Genomic DNA, 13,172 nt, shown 5'->3' on the forward strand with positions numbered 1-13,172 from the left:
ATAATCCCGCTTGCGGGACTGAAACTTAAAAGTTGATTTTGCTTGCTCAATCAACAATAGTTTCAATTAAAATAATCCCGCTTGCGGGACTGAAACTTATGAAACCCAAAGGAATCCTAGATTACATTCACCGTTTCAATTAAAATAATCCCGCTTGCGGGACTGAAACAAATCTATCCATCAGAACAGCCTACTTTTTTAGAGGTTTCAATTAAAATAATCCCGCTTGCGGGACTGAAACTCAGCTTAGATTGATAAATCCGTATTTTTACGCTGTTCTGTTTCAATTAAAATAATCCCGCTTGCGGGACTGAAACGGAACTATAGGGAGGGAGATTTTATCAGCAAATGCGAATAGAGGTTTCAATTAAAATAATCCCGCTTGCGGGACTGAAACGGATTATCAAAGGAATAATCATTAACAACATGATCATAAGTTTCAATTAAAATAATCCCGCTTGCGGGACTGTTTAACTAATGACTGATGACTGATTCAAATATCGTTCAATTAACACAATCGCAACAATATCATCAATCGGACGGGGTGGGGTTCGCATTCCCTTGGGAATCAAACGAGTTAAACCCTTGGGGGGATAAAGTTGCCAATAGCGATCGCGCGCTTCTAAAGTAGAATATCGTTCATTCACTTGAAGAATAGATAAGGATTTCGGTAAAATTTCCGTGAGTTTTTGTTTCCACATTTTGGAAGTGGTTTGATCTCCCATCACCACTATTTCAATTGTAAATTGTTGACAAAGAGATTCAATGATTGTAGGAACATCCGCCGCCAAAATCACCTGATGATAATATAACTGGGAATCATTACCCATCACCGCAATTCCACATTTTTCTCGACCGGGATCAAACCCCAAAATCATTTTATTTTTTGTCATTTTATTGAATAGAATCTGATTGAGAGTAAGGGAATACCGGAATAGGGAACAGGAAGGTTTTTTATCATTTTATTGGATATAATCAGATTGGGAAGTAGAATTTTTTATATTATTCTGCATTTCAGTTGATGGATTTTCTGATGGATTAGAATTATTAAACTGTTCCTGTTGTCGGGTACTAAATATTACTTCCCCATTGCGAAGTGCTAATAAATCCAATCTTAACGGCCCAATAGTATAGGCATCTTCGGCGGCGATCGCTTGAATTTCTAGGGGTTGACTATGATCTTGAACTTGTTGGAAAAAACGAATTAAAGTATCCATTCTATCATTGCCAATTTGTACTGTTCCCCCCACAACCCCAACAAAACGGGCTCGAAAACTAGACGCATCCAAAAGTTGTTGCATTTGTTTTCTTAATTGATCATGAGATAAAGTTGAAGGATTCAAGGTTGTGCCCGCAATAATTTCCCCCGTTGTAAATAATAATTGATTCGGTTCAGCTTTAGTAAAAACCGAGACTTTAGTTTCCCCGACTAAATAATTAGCCGCCGAAATCACTTGTACCACATAATCTCGACCATCATCAATTTGATTAATTAAATCTTCAACTTCTGCTTTTGTAATTTGAATCACCCGGGCTTGATCGACCTTGATATTTCCTAATTGTACAGACTCAATGGCATAATTATTAGCTTCTTTTAAAAGCGTATTAACCGCTTGAATAGAGGTTGTAGGGTTACTAATTCTGACTAAGCCACTCGATAAAACCTGCCCTCGTTCTAAAACTACACTGCCTTCTCGTAACAATTGAAAATCCCGCCCAATCAGTTCAACCTGTTGACTTAAAACTTGTTTTTGCTGTTCTAACTTTTTCTGTTCTATTTCTAATTCTTCCAGTCGAGATTCGCGTTTAGCAATAATTTGATCCTGTTCAGTAATCCGGTTTTCCTGTTGTTCAAGTTCCTGATCCTGCTGTTTCATTTCTTGATCGCGTTTGCCAATTTCCTGATCCCGTTTCACAATTTCGCGATCGCGATTGCGAATTTGTGCCTTAACTTGTTCCTGTTGCTGAATCAGGTTTCGACGTTCCGTTCTCAGTTTTTGAATTTCTGATTGTAAACTTTGTTTTTGTTGAAACACCACTTGGAGTCGATCTTCTCTATTTTTGAGTTCAGCTTCCGTTGCGGTGCGGGCTACTTGAATCTCGCGTAATTTTTTCTGAAGATCTCCTAATTGATTTTGAGTTTTTTCTAATTCTTTTGATGTTCTAATGGCTTCAGATTGAGCAATTTGTAAGGATTGATTAATCGTATTTAACTGCGCCATGGCGGTGTTAATTTCCATTTTAGCCCGGGCTAAATCCTTTTCTGCCCGTTTTTTTTCATCTTCCGCCCGAGTTAAATCTTTCCGAGCATCATTCAATCGAGTTTGAATTTGATCAATCTGAAACACACCTCGACGCAGGGGTTTACTCGAAGCAAATAAAATCCCCAAGGTCAATGCCGAAAGCACACTGCCTGTTAAAATAGTCACAACCATAGCAGTGTTGCGGGGGCGGAGATTAAATAAACTCAACCTGGCTTTTCCCACTTTAGTTCCAAGGCGATCGCTAACTGTCGCAATCACACCTCCTAAAACTAAGATGGATATAACCAGGATAATTCCTGCGGTCATAAGAAAAAGTTGGGAGACTGGAAACTCAGCATTTTAAGACCTGAGAATCCAAAAATTTAAGACTGTGGTTAATAGGGATTTAATCCCCTGTAATTTGCAGTTGGTTCAATTTTCTCTAATTATATCTATGGGTAGGTTTGCTAGATCTTCTTGAGGTCAATCGAGGAAACCTACCTACAGATTAAGTAAATTGTTGACTTAGGGTAACGGGATTATGGACTGTGATCTTTTTCTTATAAATTGAGATCATGTTTTTTTGCCGTAAATCTCCTAATAAACGGGTAACTGTAACTCGCGTGGAACCAATTGCTTCGGCGATCGCTTGATGGGAAAGTTTCAAATCAATCCGAATTCCATCTTTACCCGGTACACCAAAATCTCGACAAAGAATCAGCAGAAAACTAACTAATCTCGATCCCATATCTCGGTGAGCTAAGGTTTCAATCATCATCTCCGTTTGCAAAATCCGAGACGACAATCCCCGCAACATCACCATCGGCAATTCGGGATCGCTTTTCAGGGCTTTCTCCACCTGTTCAATCGGAACTGAGAGTAATTCTACAGAGGTAAAGGCGACGGCATGGTAAAACCGATCTGACCTATGACCTGTAATTAACGATAAAACACCAAATACACTATTTTCTCGCAGTAAAGCGACAGTAATTTCCTCTCCAGCTTCATAGACTCTGGATAATTTCACCGCACCTTTGATCAGAACATAGACGCGCTCCGCCGGATCGCCGGGAAAGAAGATCGTCTTACCCCGTTCAAAGCTTTCCACGACGGGAGGGAACGCCCCTCCGCCGATGCTGCGGAACACTTCTGCTAACGGTCTATCATACGTCACGACCCGATCCCTTGCACTAACAATGCCCTAATATATCTTCCGTATTTCAGTTTACGCTAATTACGCTAATTGCATCATTTATCTGTTTAATCGACCGATGATTGTCCGATCAATGTTTTATCCCCGGTAGAAATGAGTAAATCCATGGCTTTGATTAGGATACCAATTGCTTATAGAATAATCTATTATGCTAAATTTGAACGGAAAAAACGCACTTGTTACCGGCATTGCCAATAATCGCTCCATTGCGTGGGGCATTGCCCAACAGCTTCACCAAGCTGGAGCTAATCTTGGAATCACCTACCTTCCTGATGAGAAAGGTCGTTTTGAAAAAAAGGTGCAAGAATTAGTTGAACCCCTCAACCCTAGTTTATTTCTGCCCTGTGATGTCCAGAATGATGCTCAAATTGAGGAGTTATTTACCGCCATCCGTGACCAATGGGGACGAATTGATATTCTGATCCATTGTCTGGCTTTCGCGGGAAAGGAGGAACTTTCTGGGGACTTTAGCAATGTATCTCGGGCCGGATTTACTCGCGCCCTGGATATTAGTGCCTATTCTCTAGTTCAACTGAGTGCGGCGGCTAAACCTTTGATGACCCAGGGCGGTAGTATTGTCACCCTGACCTATCTGGGCGGTGTGCGAGTGATTCCTAATTATAATGTGATGGGAATTGCTAAGGCAGCCCTAGAAATGAATGTTCGTTACCTGGCGGCGGAGTTGGGGCCCTTGGGGGTTCGGGTAAACGGGATTTCGGCTGGCCCGATTCGTACCCTAGCATCTTCGGCCGTGGGTGGGATTTTAGACATGATCCATCACGTTGAGGAAATCGCCCCCCTAAAACGGACGGTGACTCAAACGGAAGTGGGTAATGCGGCGGCATTTCTCTGTAGCGATTTATCCAGTGGCATTACGGGTCAAATTCTGTATGTCGATTCGGGTTATTGCATCATGGGAATGTAATCTGCAAATTACGAATTACGAATTACGAATTACGATTAATTCTTAACTCTTAATTCGTAATTAATCAATTACGATGTTTTGTAATCAATTAATTATTATGCAAATTACCGATCGCCCTTCTATTAATACTGCAAATTCTAATGATCTACTCCCGAGAATTGCCACGGTATACCGAAAAACCGGGGAAACGGAGGTTAATGTCACGGTTAATTTAGATGGAACTGGAGTCTGTAAGGTTTGTACAGGAGTTCCCTTTTTAGATCATATGTTGCATCAAATTTCGTCCCATGGCTTAATTGATTTAGAAATTCAAGCCACGGGAGATATTGAAATTGATGATCATCATACTAATGAAGATGTGGGAATTACATTAGGTTTGGCTTTAGCTAAGGCTTTAGGCGATCGCAAAGGAATTGTCCGGTTTGGTCATTTTATTGCCCCTTTAGATGAAGCCTTAGTGCAGGTGGCGTTAGATTTTTCCGGTCGTCCTCACCTCACCTATAGTTTAGAAATTCCGACCCAACGAGTGGGAACATACGATACTCAATTAGTCCGAGAATTCTTTGTGGCTATTGTTAATAATAGTCAACTAACATTGCATTTACGTCAATTAGATGGAATCAATTCCCATCATATTATTGAAGCCGGGTTTAAAGCCTTTGCTAGAGCTTTAAGAATGGCGGTAGAAATTGATTCCCGTCGAGCAAATACTATCCCCAGTTCCAAAGGGGTTTTGTGATTTTTTCTGATCACCTCGTTGTTGCGCTTTAGCGCATCTACCCAGAGTAATACCAGCGCAACAATGAATTGTTTTATCTACAAATACTGCTGTAACATTTGTTCCAACTGCATAACCGACATTCGGGGTGAAGGACGGGGAATAGGTTGGTCTGGTTCACCGGATTTAAACAGAACAGGAATAGAATATTGATAGGCTTGAAACCAATCTTCCCGGGTGGTAATGTCTCTAATTTCTAATTGAAATTCTCCTGATTTTTGGGATGAGGTTTGAATTTTTTCCAATTTTTCTTGCAGTCCTTCGCATAAATGACAGCCCGGTTTACTGTATAAAATCAGTGTAATCATGAAATTTCTTTAGCCTCCGATAGTAATAGTTGGGTGGCTTGTTCGGGTTCTAAGGGTTTAGCAAATAAATAACCCTGTCCGAAGGGACAGCCCAACTCCTGTAAAATTCTCCTTTGTTCACGGGTTTCTATCCCTTCAGCCACAACATCCAAATCCAAATTCTGAGCTAAGGAAATAATAGCTTTGACAATTTGTAAAGGTTGGCTTTTTTTCCCTTTAAAGATACCACTTTTCTGATCTAAAGGACTAATAAATGAACGATCAATTTTTAAACTATTTAAGGGGAATTGATGTAAATAACTCAAGGATGAATACCCCGTGCCAAAATCATCAATCGATAGATGAATTTTCCGAGATTTCAGTTGAGCTAGAATCATAAACGAAGTGGATAAGTTTTCCATAATCACACTTTCGGTAATTTCTAGTTTTAAATCACTAGGATTACAATCTGTCTCGGTTAAGATCTGATCAATTTGTTCTAGTAGATTAGTTTGACAAAGTTGTTTACTCGATAGGTTTACACTCATAGTTAAAGGAAAAACATCATAATAAGACCGTTGTTTTTGAGGCTGAACCTGTTCGGGAGAAGCAGCTTGAATTAAACTAAATTTTTGGGTTAATTGTTGTTTCCAAACCTGCAATTGATGACAAGCTTCTCGTAAAACCCAAGCTCCTAGGGGAATAATTAACCCCGTTTCTTCTGCTACCGGAATAAACTCTATGGGCGATACTAAACCCCGGGTGGGATGCAACCAACGCACTAGGGCTTCAAAGCCAGTAATTCTACCACTCGCTAAAGAAACAATTGGTTGATAATAGACTTTAAAACCCCTGAGATTTATGGGTTGATCACGGGAGCTTTCTAATAGGTATTCTGTAGTTTTTAATCCATTCAAATTGAAATTTTCTAAGGGAGTTACGGACTCTGATTGCTGTGGGTTAACCACTTGTATTCGTCCATAAATAGCTTGTCGTAAATCCGTTTCAAGCTGCAATATAGACAGGGTTTGACTATGTATACTTAAATCAAAAACTTCATATCGAGCTTTGCCTTTTGCTTTGGCTCGATACATGGCAATATCCGCATCGCGTAAAAAATCGTCGGGATTATTATACAATAAACACTGATGGGATTCACTATTATTTTCCGACATTGGATAATGACCTCGACTGGGAACAATCCCAATACTAACGGTCGTAAAAATTTCGTGTCCTTGAATATAAAAAGGCTGGGTTAATTCATCGTGAATTTTCTCTGCCATGCGGGTGGCATCCAGTATACTTTCAACTCGATGAATCAAAATTGTAAATTCATCTCCTCCTAAACGGGCAACGGTATCTAGGGGATTGACACAATATAAAAGACGATGGGAAATTTCAATTAAAAGTTTATCTCCCATCAAATGCCCTAAACTATCATTAACCACTTTAAATCGATCTAAGTCTAAAAATAAAACGGCAAATTGATAATTAGGTTCTTGTCGAGATCGTTTTAAAGATTGGGCTAACCGTTCATTAAAAAAGCTCCGATTCGGTAATTGGGTCAGGGCATCATGTAGGGCTTCATACATGAGTTGGGCTTCAAATCGTTTGCGTTCGGTGATATCCCGAATAATAATTTGAATCGCAGATTGACCTTGATAGGTAGCTGGAATTCCTACAATTTCTACGTCAATAACTTCTCCATTTAATCGAGTTAATTTTTGTTCTATTAACTCCAGAGGTTGCTGTTCATTACTATGATCTTGAATTTGAATCTGAATGGAATTAAAATAAGCTGGGGGAAGAAAATCAAAGATAGAGCGACCGATTAAATCTTGCGGACGATTTGCTCCTAATAATTTTGCCCCAGCCATATTAATATAAACTAATTGTTCCCCATCATGAATGGCAATAGTTTCGGGGGATAATTCCACTAAACGGCGATAGCGTTCCTCACTTTCTCTTAGAGCTAATTCGGCTTTAATCCGTTGTTTTTCAGTTTGATTAGCCGCAATAAATCGACCAATACTTTGAGCCATTAATTCTAAAATTTCCAGTTCATAGGATTTATAATCTACGGTTTTAGCCTCTAAAGTAGCAAAAGCTAATGTCCCATAAATTTCCCCATTGACCCAAATCGGAGTTCCTAAACAGGTTTCCAGATGAAACGTTTGATAGCTTTGGAGTTGGTTTAATAGAGGATCTTCGCCAATGTGGGTATGAACTTGAGTCGTCTGGGTTTGAATAACTTGACAACAGTAGCTTTGTTCAAAAGGTAATGTCATACCTGCTTGAATTAGATCTAAATCCGAATGAACCGTATCAATAATAATATGATTATTTTCTAGTCGGCTGATCAAACCAGTAGACAATTTAAAAATTTCACATCCCACTTGCAGATAATCTCGAAAAAGTTCATCTAAATTTTGATGATTATAGGTTGTAATCCGATGCAAATGTTTGAGATTAGAACTAAATTTAGCTAAGGCTTGGGATTGTAAAATCAAGGCTTGTTCAGATTGTTTACGTTTAGTAATATCCGCTTGAATCCCAATAAAATGAGTCAAATATCCTTTGGAACTATAGACAGGGGCAATAGAAAGTTCATTCCAGAAAAACTCTCCATCTTTACGATAATTCTGGAGTTCGACATGACATTCTGTTCCTTCTAAAATAGCGCGACGAAGTTCATTAACGGCGGGATCTTTGGAATTATTTCCTTGTAAAAAGCGGCAGTTTTTTCCTAAAATATGTTCTCGGCTATATCCGGTAATTTTTTCAAATCCAGAATTAACAAAAATAATCGGATTATCCTGTTGGGTGGCATCGGTAATTACAATCCCATTACTACTACTATTAATCGCTCGTTCCATTAATTGCAAGCGTTCTTGGGCGCGATGATGTTCAATGGCCGCCCCTAAGACATTCGCGATCGCTTCTAAAAAATGCACATCCTCGGAGGTAAACTGGCGGTGGTGATCGCAATGGACACTTAAAACCCCCCAGGCTTTGGAAATCGGTGACTCTGCCTGGGTTGGACTCAATTCCGAATTCTGATCCCAACGGGCAATAACCACACTCATACCACTAATCACCCGATGATTATGCAGGAGGGGACTACCCGAGAATCGAGTTTCCACCCGTAAATCATCCACAATAATGGGTTCATTTTTAATTAAGGTATACCCGGCTTGGGAATTAATATAGGCACTCACCCGAGCATTGCCCACCAGTCCTTTTTTCCAACCGAATCCCGCCGTCAACCCAAAAGCATGACCTCCGGGCATAAGTTCCAACAGTTGGCAGTATTCTACATTCAAGGTTTGTGCCACCACACAGACCGCTTCATCCATTAAAGCCAACAGGTCAGAATGAATCAGAGCCTGTTGACCCAGGTGAGCAACCGTAGCTTGTTGGCTCACCCGGGACTGCAAACTGGCTAAAAGCGGGTCTACTGGCACCAAGGCATCGGAAACTTCCGGGATTTCCTGGGTACTGATTAAGGTGGCGAATAATTGGCCCCATTGATTCCGCAGGGGTAACAGGGTGGCACGACAATGACCCAAACTCCCATCTCGACGAGAAAATTCAATTTCACGGGTACAGCCGGAATATTCCAACTCAGGCATCAGGGGGTATAAATCGATGGCGAATTGATGAAACGGCGACAAATTCAAGGCCACCAAAGTTTTACCCAGAACTTGGGACTTGTCATATCCCAACATTTGTTCAGCAACCGTATTCCAATCGATAATCTGGTTTTCTGTACCGATCAAAATTACCCCCTGTTGCCAATGGTCAAAACTGGGAAGATAATCCCAGGGCAGGGGTTGGGTCAGGGGCACCTGACGGAGATTAGAGTAGGTAGACAAAACCAACTGTTCCCCATTCAAGATCAGTAAACGCATGGATACTAATGTCCACCACAGGGTTCCGTCGGCTCGTTTGACTTGTAGAGGGTGTTGTATAGACTTGTGTTCTTGTAGCCTTTCCAGTAAAATCGCTCGATCCGTGAGATTCGCAAAAATATCGGACTCAGAAAAGTGTGACCGTTCCGAGGGTAGCAATCCAAAGGTGTGTTGGAAGCGAGAATTACAATAAAAAACTCTGTCATCATCCCGATAACTGATGATCAAGGGGACTTGCAGCAGGTCTGCAATGACTTGCATCAGTATGGGACTCTCAGACAGTCCAACTTCTGTATTTGTGTCCATGACCCACGCCTGATCAATAGATACAATCGGATAAAGTTGGTCTTGATTGATCTGTGTCCGGTTTTTGTTGAGCATCAACTAGGTTCTGTGCATTATCGATTCGATCACTCGTAGTTATCGTGCTTCTTGCAGAGTGTTTAAGATACCAAGAGTTTTTCGTTTGCCCCTCCCTAATTCATTTTACGATTATTTCTATTAAGTTTTGACATTTTTTAATGAAAATTAAAAAAAGGTTAACAAACCTCCCCTCTGGATTTTCCCTGAATCTCTGTTTCGGGCAAAAATCCGTGACTCCATCAATATCCCCCAGACCCTGATATTTATTTTTTGACAAGGAATATTAGCCTTACTATCAATAGTCTAATGGAGTTTTCCCAGACTGTCACTCAGCAGTGGGAACTTAAATTCAGTCAGGATCGCTTTGGTATTAAAGGGGATCAAGTGTTTTAGGGTCTTTAGGCAGGTTCACAAGATTAATTTTGGCGATCGCACATTCCCAGCGTCTCCTGAAAACCAGCACTGTTTTTTAGATAATTTATAACAAAAATTTATTTATTCTTCTCTGGTCTACTAAATTTAATTATTTAATAATCTTCGGGTTTATCCCTAGACAAATTACCCTCAATCATGATACGATTGTATTCGTGTTTTTATTTTTGCTGGTTATCCTTATTGACATCAATTCTATTAATGAATTGTCTATAATAATCGGCGATCGCCAATTTTGGGGCTCAATCTCGGTTTAGATCCCTCCAACCCCAGAGCCCTTTTCTTCGACCCAATGATAGTTCCCGTCAAACACCCTTAAAGGTTGACTGATTGCATCAATAATTAAATGTACATATATTTAGAATAAACCGCCGCCTGTCCACAATATTGATCTTGTTCATCTAAAACATTCCAAATTAAAACATCTTGAATTAAAAACCGTTTTCCCCGACTGGAAATTCTGACCCCTTGATAATTTTTAATAAATCCTTTGGACGCCGTTTCAGCTAACAAGCGATCGCGTTCCTCCTGTACAGGGAGTTCTGCCGTTTTTCGAGAGGGCATTTGGATGAATTCATCCCAAGTTAACTCCCACATTTTCAAGGCTTTTTGATTCCCATAATTAAAAATTGGATCGGATTCAATACCATGGGAAACTAACACAAATGGCGCGTAAAATAAACTCTCCGCCACTTCCTCCGGGGTATCATTCAAATTCAACAGAGTTTCCCCCATCCAATGTTGATAACTCCTCAAAAGTCTTTGAGTATGAATCATAATTCCGTCTTGTTTCCAGGGTGAAATCATTTATGATAGAAAGATAGTGTTTACAAATCTTAATAAAATGACAACAACAACGTCTCCCCAAATAACAACCTCCTTTGAACCCCTAACCTGGACATGGAAAGGTCATCAAATCCAGTATACCGCCACCGGAAGCGGACAGCCCTTAGTCCTGATTCATGGGTTTGGTGCGTCCATTGGACATTGGCGTCATAATATCCCGATTTTGGCCGCCGGGGGATACCGGGTTTTTGCTTTAGACCTCTTGGGATTTGGAGCCTCTGCGAAACCCAATCTCGATTATAGTTTAGAATTGTGGGAAGAATTACTAACAGATTTTTCAGCAGAAAAGATTAAACAACCTGCTATTTTTATCGGCAATTCCATCGGAGCATTATTAGGTTTAATCATGGTTGCTAACCATCCCGAAATATCCTCTGGGGCGGTATTAATTAATTGTGCAGGAGGGTTAAATCATCGGCCTCAAGAATTGAATTTACCCCTCCGGTTGATTATGGGATTATTTGCAAAAGTTGTGAGTAATCCTATTATCGGGCCGTTTATGTTCAATCAAATTCGACAAAAACACCGGATTCGCAATACCTTACATCAAGTTTATGGCAACAAACAAGCCATTACCGATGAGTTAGTAGACCTATTATATAATCCTTCTAATGATATGGGTGCTCAACAGGTCTTTGCTTCAATTTTAACCGCCCCTCCCGGCCCTCAACCCTCAGAATTATTGCCCCAAATTCAACAACCATTATTAATTATTTGGGGAGAAACTGACCCTTGGACACCGATTACCGGGGCAAAAATTTATCAAGATTTAGCGAATAGCAATCCATCTGTAGAATTTATTTCAATTCCCGATACGGGTCATTGTCCCCATGATGAACGTCCTGAACAAGTCAACTCTATTATTTTGAATTGGTTAAACCAATTGAGTATAAAATAAACTCTCGTAGGGTGGGCTATGCCCACCTAATTAATTAATAAAAAAGCCTACAATATTATGGGAATAGGAAACTACGAACGCCAAAGCCAATATTTTAATAGTCCTGAAATTTATAAATCCTCAGAAGAAATTTATTCTGATTTAGATAGCTGGACTAATGAAATTTTTGAACAGGAAGCTAATCGGTTTGAAAACGTAAATTTCCATGTTTTACTCCCGCCTTTATTATATCAAGGTAAATTTATTAAAGGATTGTATTTTAGTGAATCTGTAGATTTATTAAATAAACTTTTACCTCAACTTTCTGAGGTTTTCTTTTCGATAGCTGATTCCCTTTGGTGCGCCTATCCTTGGTCTAATACGGCCGATGCCTATTTTTGTTTATATGATCATCCATCCCGTGCAGATTGGTTTAAAAAAACCTATCCCCAACGGGCAAATAAAGTTTTAATTCCTTTTTCTGAGTCAGATTTTATTAATGAATATTTGATTGCACCTCAACCTATAAATATTAAAGATATTGATATTATATGTGTGGCTAAATTATCTCCTGTTTATAATCTACCGATAATTGCCAAAGCATTGAAAGTTTATCAAAAAAAATATAATAAACTTTTGAAAATGAAGTTAATTTTAGAGGATTATTTTGAGGTAAACTCTACTTATTTGCTCAGTAGTGAAGCTCAATTAGAATGGCAAAAAATTCAAAATATTTTAGTTCACAATTTAGATGATATTGAAATAGTTTCTCAAGTTGACTATTATCAAGAAATGCCCCTGTATTATTCTCGGTCTAAAATTTGTCTTTTGGGTTCTCTTTTAGAGGGAAAAAATCGCAGTCTCTCAGAAGCGATGAGTTGCAATACTCCGGTGATTTGTTTTAGGGAATTCAATCAATATGTCAGAGGTAAAGCTGAATTATTCCCTCCAGGATCAGGGTTATTATCTAAATTTGATCCCGAATCCTTAGCCGATACTATCCATACTGCCTTGGAAGATTTAACGGTTTTTCAACCGCGTTTTAATTATTTAAAATATCGAGGACGCAAAAACTTTTTTAATACCTGTTTAGATAGTTTTATTTTTTATAATAACACAATTCCTGATTATATTCAAGGCGAAGTCTATAATAATGTATGGTTAGATTTAGCGATGCAATATAATTATCAAATCAGTCTCCATGATTTTTTATATGGACGTTCTCCGCGATCGCATTTACAAGGATTAGTTAATATTTATAAAATTCTGAATCAATGGATTAAAATTAAAATTTAAG

Annotated in this window: 9 protein-coding genes, 1 pseudogene and 1 CRISPR repeat array (1 of these 11 running past the window's edge); of the genes and pseudogenes, 4 read left to right on the forward strand and 6 right to left on the reverse strand. The window is 39.3% G+C overall.

Features of this window, described 5'->3' with window-relative positions; all coding sequences use genetic code 11:
• A CRISPR array of direct repeats spans positions 1 to 473; the repeat unit is 37 nt; unit sequence GTTTCAATTAAAATAATCCCGCTTGCGGGACTGAAAC (it extends 618 nt beyond the left edge of the window).
• A gap of 18 nt (positions 474 to 491) precedes the next feature.
• From PL9631_RS26765 to ntcA, 3 genes and pseudogenes are all read right to left on the reverse strand, one after another.
• Positions 492 to 878, reverse strand: a pseudogene (locus PL9631_RS26765) (pre-16S rRNA-processing nuclease YqgF); the annotation flags it as partial.
• A gap of 84 nt (positions 879 to 962) precedes the next feature.
• A complete protein-coding gene (locus PL9631_RS15325) occupies positions 963 to 2,570 on the reverse strand; it encodes a DUF3084 domain-containing protein (protein ID WP_083621614.1) in 1,608 nt (535 codons plus the stop codon).
• Positions 2,571 to 2,751: 181 nt separating this feature from the next.
• Positions 2,752 to 3,417 carry a global nitrogen regulator NtcA gene (ntcA, locus tag PL9631_RS15330; RefSeq protein WP_083621616.1) on the reverse strand — a complete coding sequence of 222 codons (666 nt, stop codon included), beginning with the start codon at positions 3,415 to 3,417 and terminating at the stop codon, positions 2,752 to 2,754.
• Positions 3,418 to 3,604: 187 nt separating this feature from the next.
• Between ntcA and fabI the strand changes: the two genes are divergently transcribed.
• Positions 3,605 to 4,381 (forward strand): enoyl-ACP reductase FabI, encoded by a 777-nt coding sequence (gene fabI / locus PL9631_RS15335; RefSeq protein WP_083621618.1) that lies wholly within the window; start codon positions 3,605 to 3,607, stop codon positions 4,379 to 4,381.
• A 97-nt stretch (positions 4,382 to 4,478) separates the two neighbouring features.
• The gene (hisB, locus tag PL9631_RS15340) at positions 4,479 to 5,120 is read left to right on the forward strand and encodes an imidazoleglycerol-phosphate dehydratase HisB (protein ID WP_083622115.1); all 642 of its coding nucleotides are present in this window, start codon (positions 4,479 to 4,481) and stop codon (positions 5,118 to 5,120) included.
• Positions 5,121 to 5,197: 77 nt separating this feature from the next.
• On the opposite strand, the gene PL9631_RS15345 is transcribed toward hisB, so the two are convergent.
• From PL9631_RS15345 to PL9631_RS15355, 3 genes are all read right to left on the reverse strand, one after another.
• Complete coding sequence (locus PL9631_RS15345; RefSeq protein ID WP_197046400.1) at positions 5,198 to 5,464, reverse strand: glutaredoxin family protein; 267 nt, start codon at positions 5,462 to 5,464, stop codon at positions 5,198 to 5,200.
• On the reverse strand, positions 5,464 to 9,738 hold the full coding sequence (locus PL9631_RS15350; protein WP_083621622.1) for an EAL domain-containing protein: 4,275 nt from the start codon (positions 9,736 to 9,738) through the stop codon (positions 5,464 to 5,466). Before PL9631_RS15350 ends, PL9631_RS15345 begins: the two co-directional genes overlap by 1 nt.
• A gap of 756 nt (positions 9,739 to 10,494) precedes the next feature.
• Positions 10,495 to 10,959: an MEKHLA domain-containing protein gene (locus PL9631_RS15355; protein WP_083621624.1), complete on the reverse strand. Its 465-nt coding sequence runs from the start codon at positions 10,957 to 10,959 to the stop codon at positions 10,495 to 10,497.
• A gap of 37 nt (positions 10,960 to 10,996) precedes the next feature.
• On the opposite strand from PL9631_RS15355, the gene PL9631_RS15360 reads away from it, so the two are divergent.
• Positions 10,997 to 11,896, forward strand: coding sequence for an alpha/beta fold hydrolase (locus tag PL9631_RS15360; protein ID WP_083621625.1), 900 nt, complete (start codon positions 10,997 to 10,999; stop codon positions 11,894 to 11,896).
• Positions 11,897 to 11,953: 57 nt separating this feature from the next.
• Positions 11,954 to 13,171: a glycosyltransferase gene (locus PL9631_RS15365; protein ID WP_083621627.1), complete on the forward strand. Its 1,218-nt coding sequence runs from the start codon at positions 11,954 to 11,956 to the stop codon at positions 13,169 to 13,171.
• Position 13,172 lies beyond the last annotated feature (1 nt).

Origin of the sequence: Planktothrix paucivesiculata PCC 9631, assembly GCF_900009265.2 — a bacterium.
Lineage (GTDB): Bacteria > Cyanobacteriota > Cyanobacteriia > Cyanobacteriales > Microcoleaceae > Planktothrix > Planktothrix paucivesiculata.

Bases quoted from the DNA above. Each gene is read 5' to 3' on its own strand.
- fabI (WP_083621618.1), top strand. From the start codon at position 3,605: ATGCTAAATTTGAACGGAAAAAACGCACTTGTTACCGGCATTGCCAAT.
- PL9631_RS15350 (WP_083621622.1), bottom strand. From the start codon at position 9,738: ATGCTCAACAAAAACCGGACACAGATCAATCAAGACCAACTTTATCCG.
- PL9631_RS15360 (WP_083621625.1), top strand. From the start codon at position 10,997: ATGACAACAACAACGTCTCCCCAAATAACAACCTCCTTTGAACCCCTA.
- hisB (WP_083622115.1), top strand. From the start codon at position 4,479: ATGCAAATTACCGATCGCCCTTCTATTAATACTGCAAATTCTAATGAT.
- PL9631_RS15365 (WP_083621627.1), top strand. From the start codon at position 11,954: ATGGGAATAGGAAACTACGAACGCCAAAGCCAATATTTTAATAGTCCT.
- PL9631_RS15355 (WP_083621624.1), bottom strand. From the start codon at position 10,959: ATGATTTCACCCTGGAAACAAGACGGAATTATGATTCATACTCAAAGA.
- PL9631_RS15325 (WP_083621614.1), bottom strand. From the start codon at position 2,570: ATGACCGCAGGAATTATCCTGGTTATATCCATCTTAGTTTTAGGAGGT.